This window comes from Chlorobaculum sp. MV4-Y, assembly GCF_025244685.1.
In the GTDB taxonomy this organism is placed as follows: Bacteria; Bacteroidota; Chlorobiia; order Chlorobiales; family Chlorobiaceae; genus Chlorobaculum.
In genome coordinates this window covers 1,493,022-1,508,547 of sequence record NZ_CP104202.1, presented here as the reverse complement: position 1 = coordinate 1,508,547, position 15,526 = coordinate 1,493,022, and the positions used below count along the sequence as shown (strand labels likewise).

The 15,526-nt window shown below is 58.8% G+C and carries 15 protein-coding genes; 9 read left to right on the top strand and 6 right to left on the bottom strand.

The window, feature by feature from the left end:
- Positions 1 to 150 precede the first annotated feature (150 nt).
- Together NY406_RS07400 and NY406_RS07395 are read left to right on the top strand one after the other, a co-directional pair.
- A complete protein-coding gene (locus NY406_RS07400; RefSeq protein ID WP_260533463.1) occupies positions 151 to 3,603 on the top strand; it encodes a vitamin B12-dependent ribonucleotide reductase in 3,453 nt (1,150 codons plus the stop codon).
- Positions 3,604 to 3,909: 306 nt separating this feature from the next.
- Positions 3,910 to 4,113, top strand: coding sequence for a transposase family protein (locus tag NY406_RS07395; RefSeq protein ID WP_260533462.1), 204 nt, complete (start codon positions 3,910 to 3,912; stop codon positions 4,111 to 4,113).
- Here the strand turns inward: NY406_RS07395 and NY406_RS07390 are convergent.
- Entirely contained in the window at positions 4,100 to 4,558 is a 459-nt protein-coding gene (locus NY406_RS07390) for a type II toxin-antitoxin system MqsA family antitoxin (protein WP_260533461.1), read from the bottom strand. The two genes, NY406_RS07395 and NY406_RS07390, sit on opposite strands and share 14 nt — an antisense overlap.
- A 659-nt stretch (positions 4,559 to 5,217) precedes the next feature.
- Between NY406_RS07390 and NY406_RS07385 the strand changes: the two genes are divergently transcribed.
- Both NY406_RS07385 and NY406_RS07380 read left to right on the top strand, forming a co-directional pair.
- Complete coding sequence (locus NY406_RS07385; protein WP_317618678.1) at positions 5,218 to 5,424, top strand: hypothetical protein; 207 nt, start codon at positions 5,218 to 5,220, stop codon at positions 5,422 to 5,424.
- Positions 5,425 to 5,500: 76 nt separating this feature from the next.
- Positions 5,501 to 5,959, top strand: coding sequence for a UPF0158 family protein (locus NY406_RS07380; protein WP_260533460.1), 459 nt, complete (start codon positions 5,501 to 5,503; stop codon positions 5,957 to 5,959).
- 66 nt (positions 5,960 to 6,025) lie between these two features.
- Here NY406_RS07380 and NY406_RS07375 read toward each other — a convergent pair whose 3' ends face one another.
- From NY406_RS07375 to NY406_RS07360, 4 genes are read right to left on the bottom strand one after another with little or no spacing between them, the layout of a single operon-like run.
- Positions 6,026 to 6,745 carry a cell division ATP-binding protein FtsE gene (locus tag NY406_RS07375; RefSeq protein WP_260533459.1) on the bottom strand — a complete coding sequence of 240 codons (720 nt, stop codon included), beginning with the start codon at positions 6,743 to 6,745 and terminating at the stop codon, positions 6,026 to 6,028.
- A gap of 3 nt (positions 6,746 to 6,748) precedes the next feature.
- Complete coding sequence (pdxA, locus tag NY406_RS07370) at positions 6,749 to 7,753, bottom strand: 4-hydroxythreonine-4-phosphate dehydrogenase PdxA (protein WP_260533458.1); 1,005 nt, start codon at positions 7,751 to 7,753, stop codon at positions 6,749 to 6,751.
- Positions 7,754 to 7,755: 2 nt separating this feature from the next.
- A complete protein-coding gene (locus NY406_RS07365; protein ID WP_260533457.1) occupies positions 7,756 to 8,220 on the bottom strand; it encodes a DUF4293 domain-containing protein in 465 nt (154 codons plus the stop codon).
- A gap of 50 nt (positions 8,221 to 8,270) precedes the next feature.
- Positions 8,271 to 9,557, bottom strand: a complete 1,287-nt coding sequence (locus NY406_RS07360; RefSeq protein ID WP_260533456.1) for a 3-deoxy-D-manno-octulosonic acid transferase — start codon at positions 9,555 to 9,557, stop codon at positions 8,271 to 8,273.
- 138 nt (positions 9,558 to 9,695) lie between these two features.
- Here NY406_RS07360 and NY406_RS07355 point away from each other — a divergent pair, with 138 nt between their 5' ends.
- The 5 genes from NY406_RS07355 to NY406_RS07335 all read left to right on the top strand — a co-directional run bounded on the left by NY406_RS07355 (position 9,696) and on the right by NY406_RS07335 (position 14,894).
- Positions 9,696 to 10,097 (top strand): archease, encoded by a 402-nt coding sequence (locus NY406_RS07355; protein WP_260533455.1) that lies wholly within the window; start codon positions 9,696 to 9,698, stop codon positions 10,095 to 10,097.
- Positions 10,098 to 10,117: 20 nt separating this feature from the next.
- Positions 10,118 to 10,678 carry a 2'-5' RNA ligase family protein gene (locus NY406_RS07350; RefSeq protein WP_260533454.1) on the top strand — a complete coding sequence of 187 codons (561 nt, stop codon included), beginning with the start codon at positions 10,118 to 10,120 and terminating at the stop codon, positions 10,676 to 10,678.
- A gap of 260 nt (positions 10,679 to 10,938) precedes the next feature.
- Complete coding sequence (locus NY406_RS07345) at positions 10,939 to 12,855, top strand: DEAD/DEAH box helicase (RefSeq protein ID WP_260533453.1); 1,917 nt, start codon at positions 10,939 to 10,941, stop codon at positions 12,853 to 12,855.
- Between the two features lie 159 nt (positions 12,856 to 13,014).
- A complete protein-coding gene (locus NY406_RS07340) occupies positions 13,015 to 14,424 on the top strand; it encodes an MBL fold metallo-hydrolase RNA specificity domain-containing protein (protein ID WP_260533452.1) in 1,410 nt (469 codons plus the stop codon).
- A 14-nt stretch (positions 14,425 to 14,438) separates the two neighbouring features.
- Positions 14,439 to 14,894, top strand: a complete 456-nt coding sequence (locus NY406_RS07335; RefSeq protein WP_260533451.1) for a DUF2721 domain-containing protein — start codon at positions 14,439 to 14,441, stop codon at positions 14,892 to 14,894.
- 87 nt (positions 14,895 to 14,981) lie between these two features.
- Here the strand turns inward: NY406_RS07335 and NY406_RS07330 are convergent, their stop codons facing one another.
- The gene (locus NY406_RS07330) at positions 14,982 to 15,461 is read right to left on the bottom strand and encodes a YbhB/YbcL family Raf kinase inhibitor-like protein (RefSeq protein WP_411267104.1); all 480 of its coding nucleotides are present in this window, start codon (positions 15,459 to 15,461) and stop codon (positions 14,982 to 14,984) included.
- Between the last annotated feature and the right edge of the window lie 65 nt (positions 15,462 to 15,526).

The following is a 15,526-nucleotide window of genomic DNA, read 5'->3' as shown; positions in this document are numbered from 1 at the left end:
TTTCTGAGTTTGACAGGGTGGTTTATATTGCGTAAAGCAATCTCCCGTCATGATGCAACCATGCTTCACTGTGTGTGCTGACGTAAGGTAAGTCTTGGAATAAAATGGATTTACCTATCAACAACCAATTATCGATTCTGGAGACTTCACATGAAAATCGCCCGCCTGTTCACTTCCCCTGGTGAAAACGTCTATGACCGTTTCGACTACACGCTCAGAACCTCCGTGCTTCGCAATCCCGATGGCTCGAAGGTCTTTGAGATGAACGATGTCGAAGTGCCGGTTTCGTGGTCGCAGGTTGCCGCCGACATTCTCGCGCAGAAATATTTCCGCAAGACCGGCGTGCCGCAGCGCGACGCTGAGGGGAACCTCATGATCGGCGCGGACGGCCAGCCGGTGACCGGCAGCGAGAACTCCATCAAGCAGGTGGCGCACCGCATGGTGGGCTGCTGGCAGGATTGGGGCCGCAAGCACAATTACTTCGACACCGAGGAGGATGCGCAGGCGTTTTATGACGAGGTGGTGTACATGCTGCTCGCGCAGATGGCGGCGCCGAACTCGCCGCAGTGGTTCAACACCGGTCTCCAGTTCGCCTACGGCATCAACGGCCCGGCGCAGGGGCACTTCTACGTCGATCCGGTGACCGGCGAGACGAAAGAGTCCGAGGACGCCTACTCCCGCCCGCAGGCGCACGCCTGTTTCATCCAGTCGGTCAAGGACGATCTGGTCAACGACGGCGGCATTTTCGACCTCGCCATCCGCGAGGCGCGCGTCTTCAAGTTTGGCAGTGGCTCGGGCACCAACTATTCGAACCTGCGTGGATCGGGCGAAAAGCTCAGCGGCGGCGGCAGCTCGTCGGGCCTGATGAGCTTCCTGAAAATCTTCGACTCTGCGGCTGGCGCGATCAAATCCGGCGGCACCACGCGCCGCGCGGCCAAGATGGTCATCGTCGATATCGATCATCCGGACATTGAAAAGTTCATCGAGTGGAAGGCGAAAGAGGAGGACAAGGTGGCCGCGATGGTTGCTGGTTCCAAGATCTGCTCGCGCTTCCTGAAAGCGATTGTCGATGAGGCGCTCAAGGGCGGCACCGACCGGCAGGAGAACGAGATGCTCGACACGCTCATTCGTAACGCCCTGCATCGCGGTGTGCCGATGAGCTATATCCTGCGTGTGCTGGCGCTGGTCGAGCAGGGCTACACCTCGCTCAATTTCGAGGAGTACGACACGCACTACGAGTCCGAGGCGTACCAGACCGTCGGCGGCCAGAACTCCAACAACAGCGTCCGCGTGACCAACGAGTTCATGAAGGCCGTGCAGAACGACGAAATGTGGGTGCTCCGCGAGCGCACCACCGGCAAGGATGCCCGCGCTGTGCGTGCCAAGGACCTCTGGGAGAAGATCGTGATGAGTGCCTGGAAGTGCGCCGATCCGGGCTTGCAGTTCGACTCGACCATCAACGAATGGCACACCTGCCCGAAGAGCGGCCGCATCAATGCCAGCAACCCGTGCTCGGAGTACATGTTCCTCGACGATACGGCCTGCAACCTCGCCAGCCTCAACCTCGCGCACTTTCTCGACGAGGAGAGCGGCAAGGTCAAGATCACCGAACTTCAGCACGCTTCGGCGCTCTGGACGGTGGTGCTTGAAATCTCGGTGCTGATGGCGCACTTCCCGTCGGCGGAGATCGCCCGCCTGAGCTACGAGTTCCGCACGCTGGGCCTCGGTTTCGCCAACCTCGGGCGCGTCCTGATGGTGCTCGGTATTCCCTACGACTCGCCGCGCGGCCTTGCCATTGCGGGTGGCATCGCGGCGCTCATGACCGGTCAGGCCTACGTTACCTCTGCCGACATGGCCAAAGACCTCGGCCCGTTCGCCCGCTATCGCGAGAACAGCGACGACATGCTGCGCGTCATCCGCAACCACCGCCGCGCGGCGATCAACAGCTCGGAGGACGATTACGAAGGGCTGGTGATCAAACCTCGCGGAATCGATTCGGAATATTGCCCGAAGGAGCTGTTCGAGGCTGCCGGAAAGGTGTGGGACGAGGCGCTCAAGCGCGGCAAGAAGCACGGCTTCCGCAACGCGCAGGTGAGCGTCATCGCGCCGACCGGCACCATCGGCCTTGTTATGGATTGCGACACCACCGGCATCGAGCCGGAGTTCGCTATTGTCAAGTTCAAGAAACTTGCGGGCGGCGGCTACTTCAAGATCGTCAACCAGTCGGTGCACAAGGCGCTTTCCCGCCTCGGCTACTCCGACAAGCAGATCGAGGAGATCGAGAAGTACTGCAAGGGCCACGGTACCCTGCGCGGATGCCCCGGCATCAACCAGCAGTGGCTCAAGAGCCGCGGCTTTACCGACGAAAAGATCGATGCGGTCGAAAAGCAGCTCGAAAGCGTCTTCGACATCCGCTTCGCCTTCAACAAATGGATCATCGGCGAGGAGTTCTGCCACTCCCTCGGCTTCACCGAAGAGCAGCTCAACGAACCCTCGTTCGACATGCTGAGCGAGCTTGGCGCGAGTGAGGCGGACATCGAGGCGGCTAATGACTACGTCTGCGGCACTATGATGATCGAGGGCGCGCCGCACCTCAAGCCGGAGCACCTGCCGGTCTTCGACTGCGCCAGCACCTGCGGACGCAAGGGCAAGCGTTACATCAACCACATGGCCCATGTGCACATGATGTCCGCCGTGCAGCCCTTCATCTCCGGCGCGATCTCCAAGACGGTCAATATGCCCGCCAGCGCCACCACCGCTGAAATCGGCGAGGTTTACGAAGCCGCATGGCAGTCGATGGTCAAGGCGATCACGATTTACCGCGACGGCTCCAAGCTTTCGCAGCCGCTCAACATTTCCAGCATTTCGCCGCTCGACGAGGTGATCATGCTCGGCACCGAGGAGGATCTGGACGAAACCAAGGGGCCGAAGGAGGTGCAGGAGCACATCGTCGAGCGGGTCTATCACCGCTCCGAGCGCCGTATGCTGCCGAAGCGCCGTAAGGGGTACATCCGCGAGGCGTATGTCGGCGGCCACAAGGTGTTCCTCAGAACCGGAGAGTATGAAGACGGCTCGCTGGGCGAAATCTTCATCGACATGTACAAGGAGGGCGCGTCGTTCAAGGGCCTGCTCAACTGCTTCGCCGTGCTTGCCTCCAAGGCGCTCCAGTACGGAATGCCGCTCGAAGAGCTGGTGGACAGCTTCACCTTCACCCGCTTCGAGCCTGCTGGCGCGGTGCAGGGCCACAACGCCATCAAGAACTCGACCTCGATTCTCGACTACGTTTTCCGCTCCATCGGCTACGACTACCTTGGTCGCAAGGATTTCGTGCACGTGAAGGCTGTCGATGAGGTGCCGGAAGTACCGGCCAATGGCAACGGCAACGGCCACGCAGCGAAGGCAAAAGCCTCGGAGCCGGAACTCGCCGTCCACGCCCCAAAGCACCACGCCGACGACCACGGTATCCTGAAAAGCCAGGCCGCCCAGGCTAAAGTGCAAGGCTACACCGGCGAGCAGTGCGAAAATTGCGGATCGGTTAGAGTGAAGCAGAACGGCACATGCAAAGTGTGCGAAGACTGCGGAATGACGACGGGTTGTTCGTGAGATGATTTGATTGTTTTGCCGTCCTGAAACTGAGTTTTCGGGATCAGGACGGCAGTGTTACTTTTTTTGGCTTTTCGCAGAATATCGTGGGAAGAAGGGTGTGTATGAAGTAACATAAAGTAATTTTGAGCGTTACCCAACCACACCTTGATACTCCCAGAGCTTGACGAGCCATTACCACCAACTTTTAGCTCCTTCCTCAAACTGGAAGGTCGAGAGCGTTCATGTGTCGATGAGCGGCAAGCGGGTCGAGATCAGACTGGTCTGTACCGGCAAGCAGGTCGCGTGTCCGGTATGCGGTGCATCATGGAAGATGGGCTCAAAACCGTTCAGGCACCGTGGGCGGTAAGGCATTGCCGTTTCACGCTGCAGTTCGAAAGCTTTGCGATCGAGCTGCTCTTGCACTGCGCGAACATCAAGGCGTCAGCAAGAGGGTTCCACCGTTTCGAGAGTTATCGCAACCGGATTTTGTTTTACTGCGGCAAACTCAACAGGGCTATCGAATCATGACGGAACAGCAGAAGCCCTTACCCACGATATTCTGCGAAGAACCCATCTTTTCAACCTCCTCAAGCAAATCGGGATGCCGGTCGATGAGTTTCAGCAATTTGAGCAGTGGCGCGGGCGGCCTGGTTTCTCCGCGCTCGTATCGTGAAAACGCGACCTTGCCGACGCCGAACGATGTGGCGAGTTGCGCCTGGGTCAGTTTCAGTTTTCTACGGATGCGCCGGATGTCTGCCGCCGGGTCGCCTTTGATCGCTCGTACCAAGCTCTCCTGAGCTTCCGTGTAGCGCCGGTAACTCTCTTCATCCCAAGTTCCTTCCCCGCACTCCGGGCAGAACTGGCCGCGCATGTCATGCAACGTCATCGATTTGCCTTCATAGGTGAGCGTTTCCTCCAAAGCCTTGTTGATCATACCGCTGTGACCACACGAAGGACATTGCTTCGTATTCATAATCACCCTTCTTTCTCTTTCATTTGGCCTTATCAATTTGATAAAATTATCCAATTAGTTGTCAAATAAACATCGCTCCACAGTAGAGTCGAATTGTTTTGCGCTTGCAGTCCTACTTTTTATTCCCATTTCTTGCTTCTCACCCCGGATATTCTGAACTTTGAATAGACTATATGGATCGGCTGTCCGGCTTGTCTGGCAAGGCTGCACCTTCCTGTTCTGTTGAAGTGTTGGGCTCTTGTAGTTCATGGTGTTTCTCAAATAACTTGAAAGGAGGTCTCGCATATCCAGGTTCATTTCAATTCTGATGTCCGCCATGCTGACGCTGTGTTTGCTGGCGGTGCGCGCGGAGGGAAAAGTGGCGTCGGTGAAGCTTGAGCCGGAAGCTGCCCTTGGCGCTTACATGGGGCTGGTTGAGGATCATCTCGCAGGCATTCTGCGCATTGAAAAAACGATTGCCATTTCAAAAGAGGCGAAGTCGGCCAAATGGGACGAAGTCAAGCCGTTGCTTGACCGCTTCAGTCAGGATCTGCCGACCAATGCCACGGTTTGGTTCATGATGCCCGACGGCAGCTACTACGCCACCGCGAAAGGCGGTCTCACCGATCAGAATCTCAAGGATCGCACCTATTTCCCGAAACGACGTGACGCTCTACACGATGCTTTCGCCCTGCATGATGTGCGCTGGCACCATCGTCCAGTTCGGAATCGGTCGGGTTGTCGTGGGGGAGGATCGGAACTTCAAGGGCAACGCCGGATTTCTGCGCGAGCACGGCGTGGAAGTTACGCTTCTGGATGACGCCGGATGCCGCAGCCTGATGGATGATGGACACCTTCATCGCCAAACGCCCCGACCTGTGGGATGAAGAGGTCGCCGGGAATGGGTGAGAACGCTTCGAGTATTTGGTTAAAGACAGCAATCATTTTATGAATTCAACGAGCATGAGCGTTGTTATCCGACTGAAAGATGTGGTCGATGCGATAGGCCGGACCGATGAAGAGCGGCGGGCGTTTCTGAATATCAGGACGGGACGGATTGTGACGTTTAGCCGCGATGCGCTGGATGCGGTGGAGTTGGGTAGCGCTGTCCGGGCGGGAGAGGAGGCGATGGTGCGGGAAGCCGGCGAGGCGCTGCTTTCCGGCGACTATCGCGAACTGCCGGATCAGTTCGATATCGATGACTGTTCGATCTTGCGGCGGTTCTGCCAGACGGTTGAAAATGACGAACTACGGCGCGGGTTGCTGAGGAGTCTTCAGGGGCGGGGAGCCTCCATGCGCATCCGGAGCACGGTGGATGCGTTCGGGGTTGTCGATGGGTGGACGGCTTTTCGCAACGAGGCATTGCGGGCTATTGCCATCGACTGGCTGGGGAACCTTGGGATTACGTACAGCGGGGAGTGAGTGCGAAGGGCAGACACTCAGGTCTGCCCCTACAGATAGTATCGGTTCAGCACCGTGCCGTAAACCTCATGACGCCATCGCCGTCTCCTTCGGCACGGGGCGCCAGCCGGAGCCTGTAGGGGCGGGTTCGATGGTGCATTCGACGAGGTTCATATCCTTGATCATCAGCGTGCGCGAGGGGTGGTGGCGCACCAGCTCGTAGTCGTGGGTGCCGATGATGACGCTGATGCCTTTGGCGTTGATCTTCTTGAGGTATTCGAGAATCTCGATCGAGGTCTCGGGATCGAGGTTGCCCGTCGGTTCGTCGGCGATGATGGCCACCGGGTCGCCGACCAGCGCTCGCGCGATCACCACGCGCTGTTGCTCACCACCGGAGAGGTTCTGCGGCATCTCCTTCGCGGCCTGTTCGAGCCCTACCTCCTTCAGGGCGGTCATCACCTTCTCCTTGATGAGCTTTTGTTTCGTACCGGTCACCTTGAGCACGAAGGCGAGGTTGTCGTAGACGTTCCGGTCTTCGAGCAGCCGGAAATCCTGGAAAACGATGCCGAGCTTGCGCCGGAGCATGGCGATTTTACCCTTTCTGATCTTCCGGGAGCTGAAGCCGTTGACGATCACCTCTCCTTTCACCGGTTTGATCTCCATGTAGAGCGACTTGAGCAGCGTTGTCTTGCCGCTGCCGCTCCGTCCGACGATGTAGACCAGTTCACCGGGCTGGATGGTGAAGTTCAGGTTCCTGAAAATGGGCTTTTTTCTGATGTCGATATCCGCGTTGACGAAGGCGATCATGGCTTACTCTGTGGTTTGCGTTCTGTTCCTTGCGATGGTTGCGCCGAGCTTGGTGGCTTCGAGAAAACTGCGTTCGGAGGCTGTGCCTTTGCCCGCCTTGTCGAAGCCGGTGCCGTGGTCGGGCGAGGTGCGGACGATGGGCAGGCCGAGCGTGACGTTGATGCCCGTGTCGAAAGCGAGCACCTTGAAGGGCAGGAGGCCCTGGTCGTGGTACATGGCGACGATGAGGTCGTAGTTCCGGTAGCGCTTCGCGCCGAAAAAGCCATCCGCCGGAAACGGTCCGTCGATCTGCATTGCGCCCGAGAGGCGCTCGATTGCCGGGCGGATGACGGTCGCCTCCTCGCTGCCCATGACGCCGCCGTCCGAGGCGTGCGGGTTCAGGCCGAGCACGGCGATCTTCGGCTCGTCGAGGCGGAAATCGCGCCGCATCGATCCGGCGAGCGTGGTGAAAAATGCGTCGAGATCCATCGCGCGCACCAGCGCCGGAACCTTCGAGAGCGGCTCGTGGATCGTGGCGAGCGCGACTTTGAGGCCGGAGACGGGATCGACGAAAAGCATGATCTGCGACGAGACACCGAAGAAATCGGCCAGAAAATCGGTGTGGCCGGTGTTGCGGTACCCGGCAAGCGCAATCGCCTCCTTGTGCAGCGGCGCGGTGACGAGCGCATCGCAGAGGCCGTCGCGGCAGAGCGCGGCGGCGGTTTCGAGCGAGCGCATGGCGATCTCTCCGGCGGTTCTCGACAGTGTGCCGGGCTGGATCGTTTCCGGCTCGGCGACGCTCAGCACGTGCAGCACACCTGGCTCAGGCGTGATTTTCGCGATGGCGTCCGGCCCGTCAATCCGGCGCAGCTCCACCGGCAGACCGAGCAGGTCACGGTAGAATTCGAGGGCTTTAAACGATCCGGCAGCCACGTAGGTATCCTCTCCCGAAGGCCGCGAAAGCACGCTTTTCAGGATAATTTCAGGGCCGATGCCGTGAATGTCGCCGGTTGAAAAAACGATGCGCATCGTCAGAGCCTCTTGTACGCGGTGGCGATTTTTTCGTCCTTCTTCACGCCGAGCGAGGCGAGCCAGAAAAGCACCGGTTCTGGAAGCAGCATGAAGAGTCCGCTGCCGGGTGCGAAGCTGACCGACGGTGACTGCGTTTCGAGGTATTGCTTCAGGAAGTGTCCGCCCGCGAGACCGGCCAGCAGGTCGGCGGCGAAGAGCACGAGGCAGAGCGTGATGAGCGTCTGCTGGAGTTTACGGTTCTTGTACAAGAAGATGGTTGCCAGCGCCACGATGCCGGTGAGCGGCGACAGCAGGCCTCCACCGATGCTTCCGGCGGTGACGATCATGCCTGCACCCTGCACGTCCATGAAGTCGCCGAAAAGAATGATGTGGTTGGTCGTGAACGTCCAGAAGGGGAAGGCCATACTACCGAAGGCGAGCAGTGCGGCGATGAAGAGGTAAAGGCTTTGGATTCTGCTTAACATGGCTTGAGGTGTTTTGTCAAGTGGTCAGATATGTCCGGAATATACGGAAATCACGATTTCGTCCGGCAATGCTGTGCTATATCCCTGGTGATAATCGCGGTGGCTCCAAGCCTGCCATTGACAAAACCGCTGGATTTTGCTCCGGCACGTTTCAGGTGGTCGGTATCCTCGACGAACGTTGTCAGCGCCTGGCGGAGTTCTGGCTCCCCGGTGACGACCGTGGCCGCTCCGGCTTCGATGAGTCCTGTGGCTTCGGGCGAATTGGTGTGGCGAGGGCCGAAGAGCACCGGAATGCCGTGCGCGGCGGGCTCGATGGTGTTGTGCACGTTGACGCCGAAGCCTCCACCGACGTAAGCAATAGTGGCGATGGTGTAGAGTTCGGCGAGGTAGCCGGTCTGGTCAACCACCAGTACCTGTTTCGCGGGGTCGAAGGTTTCATCCATCTCCGAAATCGTCACCGCATCGATCTTTTGCTGTCGGAGATTCTGCAACAGGCGTTCGATGTTCGGTCGATCCACCTTGTGCGGCACTAGAACAAGGCTGAGTTTCTGGCGGAGCGACAGCCACGCCGAAATCAGGATTGCTTCGTCCGGCTCCCAGGTGCTTCCGCCGACCAGCACCATCCGGCCGTGGAAGAACGGCTTGAGCCTCGCCGCTTGCTCGTCGCTTTTTTTCTGCCGTTCGAGCACCTGGTCGAATCGCGGATCACCGGCGGTGAAGACGTTCCTGCAGCCGAACCCGTTCAGGAACATTTCGCGGTCTTTGCTGTCGATGGTGTAGATGGCATCAAAGAGCGAAAAGAGTTCACCGTAGAATCCTCTGAGCCAAGGCTTGAGATAGGGCGAACCCGGCGGGAGTGCGGCGGCGGCCAGGAGCATTCGTGCCCCGCTCTTTTTGATGGCTTCGAGGTGGTTCGGCCAGAAGTCGTAGCGCATCAGCATGAAGATGTCCGCGCCGATGAGATCGACCAATCTTCGTGCATTCTCCCGCGTGTCGAGTGGCAGGTAGAATACGGCCGCCGCGTCGGGGTAGTGCTTGCGTGCTTCGTAACCGGAGTCTGAGAAAAACGAAACCACGACGTCCATGTCCGGAATCTGCGCCCGGAGTTCGGCGATGATCGTGCGGGCCTGCTCGAATTCGCCGACCGACGAGGCGTGAATCCACAGACGGCAAGACGGTTCCGGCAGCGCGTGCAGGCGTGATTCAAGCTCCTCGAACAGGTTGGCTCGCGCCCCAAGGAAGGTCTTCAGCCTCGGTTTGCGCGCCGCCAGCAGTCGAAACAACTGTGGCTGAAGCGGGGAGAAGAACCGGTATGCAGCGAGGGCGAGTGAAGCCATGATTTGTTGAATTGGTCAAGACGTTGCTCAAGGTAATAAAAAATGCGACAAGGCTGAGGCAGTGAGTTGAATGCGCCGGGTTGCGTACATTGCTTGTGTGAACGTCTGCTGAACGATCCATCATGGAGATTCCGGAATATGTCGTACCGCCAGATCGACCATACCGCCGACCTCAGCTTCGAGGTCACTGCCGGGAGCTTTGAGGAGCTGTTGGGCGAGGCGTTGCGCGCCATGACGGAGTGGAGCGGGCCGGAGTGGTCATCGGAACGGGTCGAACGCGATTTTCGCATCGAAGCGCCCGACCGGGTTGCGCTGCTCGTCGATCTGCTCAACGAAGCGCTTGCCCTGTCGCAGATTCACCGCGAAGCCTACGATGCACTCTCAATCCGTTCAAGCGGCGAGATGTTTGTCGAAGGATCGTTTCTCGGCAGAGCAATTTCCGGTGCACGTGATGAAGTCAAAGCCGTTACTTATCACGGCGCAAAGGTCGAAGAGCGGGCTGACGGTTCATGGTTGGCAATCTTGTTGATGGACATCTGATGGAAGGCAGAAGGGTTTTCGTGGCTTTACCTGCCGGCTGCGAGCTGGCAGAGTCAGCCGGGGAGTTCCGGCGGGCACACGCCGGGCTGAAGGTGCGGTGGGTCAGGCCGGAAAATCTGCATCTGACGATGGTGCCGCCGTGGCAGTGCCTCGATGTCGATGCCGTGTGCCGGGCGCTGCGCGATGAGGCCGCGCAGCAGGCGCCGTTCGAGGTCGCTTTCGAGCGCGTCTCGTTTGGTCCCGAACCGCGCCGTCCACGCCTCATCTGGGCGACGGGCAAAGCGCCCGCCGGAATGCCGAAGTTCGCCCGCCGTCTGCTTGCCGCAACCGGAGCGGCAGGTGAGTCGCGAAAATCGTTCCTTTTGCACCTGACCATCGCCCGCTTCAACTTGCACGATTTCAAGGCAATGGGAACGCTCACGCTTCGCGAAACAGTGGCTTGGTCTGGCAAATTCGACGCTCTCTGTCTCTACGAATCGATGCTCAAACCCGGCGGCGCACAATACCGGGAACTTTGCCGGTTCGTGCTTGGCGAGAAATCTGAAAGTGGGGCGATGATGCAGCCAATGGTATCGCTTTAAAAAAATTAATTCGTCTTTGGCCGGATAAAATCGTACTATACAAATCGATTTTTGTTGTGGTGATGATGCCAAGAAAGAGTGTGGAAATCCGGACGGCCCCTCTGGCCGCGTTTTTCCGCTGATTGTGCGATGGAGCGATGGCGGGTTTGCTTCCTGCCTCAGGACTGATGTGAGACGACCCCTCTTCATTTCTTCTTTCCAGCATTGCGACCACTTGCGCCCCGCCGGGGCTTTTTTTATCAATGATCTGGAAGGAGATTATGAGCGAACAGCAAGACAATTCCGTGAATTTCCGCAGCCTTGAACTGGCTGAACCCCTGCTTCAGGCCCTCGAAGCGGTGGGTTATGAAAACCCAACCCCCATTCAGGCCAGCACCATTCCGCTGCTTCTCGAAGGCCGCGATGTGCTCGGCCAAGCCCAGACCGGTACCGGCAAGACGGCAGCATTTGCTTTGCCGGTCCTCTCGAATATCGATCTTTCTGCCACCGATCCGCAGGCGCTCGTGCTTGCTCCAACTCGCGAGCTGGCGATCCAGGTGGCCGAGGCGTTCCACACCTACGCCGAGTTCATGCCGGACTTTCATGTGCTGCCGATCTACGGTGGCCAGGATTATGGCGTGCAGATTCGCAACCTCAAGCGTGGCGTGCACGTCGTGGTCGGCACTCCGGGCCGCGTGATGGATCACATGCGCAAGGGCACGCTGAACCTCGACAGCCTGAAGTGCCTGGTGCTCGATGAGGCCGACGAGATGCTGCGCATGGGCTTTATCGACGATGTCGAGTGGATTCTTGACCAGACTCCTGAAAGCCGTCAGGTGGCGCTCTTCTCGGCCACCATGCCGCAGCCGATCCTGCGCATCGCTCGCAAGTACCTGAAGGCTCCGGCGGAGATTACGATTCAGGCCAAAACCACGACAGTCGAAACCATCCGCCAGCGTTACTGGATGGTCGGCGGCCATCACAAGCTCGACGCCCTGACGCGCATCCTCGAAGTCGAGCCGTTTGACGGCATCATCATCTTCGTGCGCACCAAGACCGAGACCGTGGCGCTTGCCGAAAAGCTTCAGGCTCGCGGTTACGCCGCTGCCGCGCTGAACGGCGACATGGTGCAGTCGGCTCGCGAACGCACCATCGAGCAGCTCAAGGACGGCACGCTGAACATCGTCATCGCCACCGACGTCGCCGCGCGCGGCCTCGACGTCGAGCGCATCAGCCATGTCATCAACTACGACATTCCGACCGACACCGAGTCCTACGTGCACCGTATTGGCAGAACGGGCCGCGCCGGTCGCAGCGGCGAGGCGATCCTGTTCGTTTCACCGAGGGAGCGCGGGATGCTCTTCGCCATTGAGCGCGCCACCCGCAAGCGCATCGAGCTGATGGAGTTGCCCTCGACCGAAACCGTTAACGACAAGCGCATCGCCAAATTCAAGCAGCGCATCACCGACACCATCGGAGCAGAAGACCTCGAATTTTACATCAGCATGATCGGCCATTACTGCCAGGAGCATGATGTCTCCGAGCTTGAAGCTGCCGCTGCGCTGGCCAAACTATTGCAGGGCAATGAACCGTTCCTGCTCTCCGCGAAGCCTGAACGCGAACGTCCGTCCCACCGTGAAGAGCGCGAACCGCGTCAAGGTCGCGAGCATGGACGCGATTCGTTCCGCGACGATTTTCGTCAGGAGCGCGAGCCGCGCAGGCAGAGCAAGGGCGGCCTCTATTCCGACGAGAAGAAGGAGACCTACCGCATCGAAGTGGGCAATATGCACGACGTGAAGCCGGGCAACATTGCCGGCGCGATCATCAACGAGATCGGTCTCGATCCTGAAGCGGTCGGCAAGATTGTCATCAACGAGCAGTACAGCACGGTCGAGCTTCCTGCGGGAATGCCGAACGATGTGTTCCAGGAACTCAAGAAGGTCAGGGTTTGCGGACGCCAGCTAAGGGCATCGAAGATGGATGACCGTCAGGGTGGTTTCGGAGACAGGCACGACCGTGGATTCGGTGGTGATCGTGATGGCAATCGCAGCTTCGGCAAAGATCGCGGCGGCGACCGTGGATTTGGCGGCGACAAAAAGAAGAGCTATGGCAAACCCTCGGGCGGCAAGCGCAAAAAAGATGATGGCGCGTTCTTCACCGGCTTTACCGGCAGCAAAAAGAAGCGCATGAAAGACTGACCTTTTTCTGCAGCTCGTGATTTGAAAGAGCCTGACGCGATGAGCCCTGCCGCGTCGGGCTCTTTTGCTTTTCATCCCGCAGCATATACATTTTAATTATAAGTACTTTTCGCATCCAGTCTACCGGTAATCCGGTTTACGAAAACAGGGAGTTGCGATATGGAGATCGAGTTTTACGGGGCGGCGCGGCGGGTGACAGGTACCTGCCATATTCTGAGGGTTAACGGGTTTACGGTGCTGCTCGATTGCGGGCTGGTGCAGGGTAGCTACGGTGTCGAGGCGCTGAACCGCGAGCCGTTTCCGTTCGATCCGGCTGAAATCGATGCTGTGGTGCTCAGCCACGGTCATATCGATCACTCGGGCCGCCTGCCACTGCTGGTGAACCGCGGCTTCAAGGGGCCGATCTACACCCATCAAGGCACCATCGAGCTGTGCCGGATTCTGCTCCGGGATTCAGCTTCGCTTGCCGAGCATGATGCCCGGTACTGGCAAAAACATGGCCGTCGTGATGCCGAGCCGCTTTACACCGTCGAACAGGCCGAGCGTTGCGTCCACGACATGACGGGGCTGCGTTACGGCGAGCGGCGCGAGATTCTGCCCGGCATCGCCGTGACGCTGCTCGATGCGGGCCACATCCTCGCCTCGGCGTTTGTCAAACTCGAAATCACGGAGGGCGAAACTACCCGCACGGTGGTCTTCAGTGGCGACCTCGGCCAGTACGATTCCCCGATTTTGAACGATCCCGAAGCGATTGGCCACGCCGATGTGGTGCTCGTGGAGAGTACTTACGGAGACCGTCTGCATCGTGATTTCGACAGTACCGTGGCTGAAATCGGCGAGATCATCGAAACCTCGTGCCGCGAGTGCGGCAACATCCTGATTCCTGCCTTCTCGATTGGCCGCAGCCAGGAGCTGCTTTACCTTTTCGGCGAACACTACCATGAGTGGGAGCTGGAGAAATGGCAGGTCTTTCTCGACAGCCCGATGGCCATCGAGGCGAGTCGTATCTATTGGCATCACGAGGAGTTATGGGATGAAGAGGCCCGCCTGTTCCGCCAGAATATGCGCAAGATGCCACCCGTTGGTAATCTCCACCTGACCGGCAGGGTCGAAGAGTCGATGAAGATCAACGACATCCGGGAGGGCGCGATCATCATCGCCGGAAGCGGCATGTGCAACGGCGGGCGCATCGTGCACCATCTGAAGCGCAACATCGAGCGGCCCGAGTGCCACATCATCATCACCGGCTTCCAGGCCGAAGGTACGCTTGGCCGGGAGCTGGTCGAAGGGCGCAAGGAGGTGCGGCTGCACGGCCGGAGCTACCGGGTTCGGGCGCAACTCCACACCATTGGCGGCCTGTCGGCTCATGGTGACCGCAGCGATCTGCTGCACTGGCTGAAGAGTCGGGACGGTTCTTCACAGGTGATGATCGTGCATGGCGAGGAGAGTGTGAAGGAGTCTTTCAAAGGCTTTCTGCGCGATGAGATTGCCGCCGCTGCGCTCATTCCCAAACCCGGTGACCGGCTCGATCTTGCCTCGAACCAGCTGCACCGGGCTGAATCTGAATAATGTTAAAAACACACATGACGATTACCACTATCAAAGAACTCGTGCCGGTGCTCCAGACGGCCATCGGCCCGGTCATCCTTATTTCAGGACTTGGCCTATTGCTTCTCACCATGACCAACCGCCTGTCGAGAGTCATCGACCGCTCGCGGGAGCTGCTTGAGGAGGGCGACAAGCTTTTCGGCGTTGATCGCACCCGCATCGACCGCGAGATCGACGTGCTCTGGCGGCGCGCTCACTACGTGCGCAACGCCATCATGCTGGCGGTGGCAAGCTGTCTCGGCGCGGCCACGCTCATCATTCTGCTCTTTCTCACCAGCCTGTTTCACTTCGATTTGCCGCTGCTGGTTTCGACGGTGTTCATCATCAGTATGCTCAGCCTGATCGGCTCGCTCGTGCTCTTCCTGCTCGACGTGAACCTTACGCTTTCAGCGTTGCGCATCGAGTTCGAGGGGCACAGGAAGAGGAGCTGACAATTGATAGTTGATAATTGACAGTTCATTTGCTCAGGCTTTGCAGGGGTGTCCCGACAGGCTGAGATGCCCCCATCAATTCTCAACTCAATTTCCCTCCTTTTTGTATGTGCCAATTAGCATGGCTTCTCCGAGGATGTGCCCCTTCATCGCAGCTTCGACGTCGGCTTTGAGCGGGGAGAGCAGGTCGTCAATGACGGTGTCGAGCGCGTAGAGTTTGAAAAAGTAGCGGTGCGTGCCGACGGGCGGGCAGGGCCCGCCGTAGCCTCCTCGGTTCCAGCTGCTGAACCCTTCCAGCATTCCAGCTTCGGCGGGTTGGTTCCCGGCTCCTTCGGCGAGCTCCGTTGTTTCCGGCGGAATGTTGTACAAAACCCAGTGCACCCAGGTGAATTTCGGGGCTGCCGGGTCGGGTGCGTCGGGATCGTCCACGATGAGCACGAGGCTTTTCGTGCCTTTCGGCAGGTTTTTCCATGAGAGCTGCGGCGAGATGTTTTTGCCTTCGCAGGTGTAAAGCGTCGGGATTGCGCCCATGTTTCGGAATGCCACAGAGGTGAGTTCAAAGGTCATGGCTTCTCCTTTCTGGCCAGCGCTGAGCATGGATGGCATGAGCAACAGCAGCGTCAAAAGCGTGG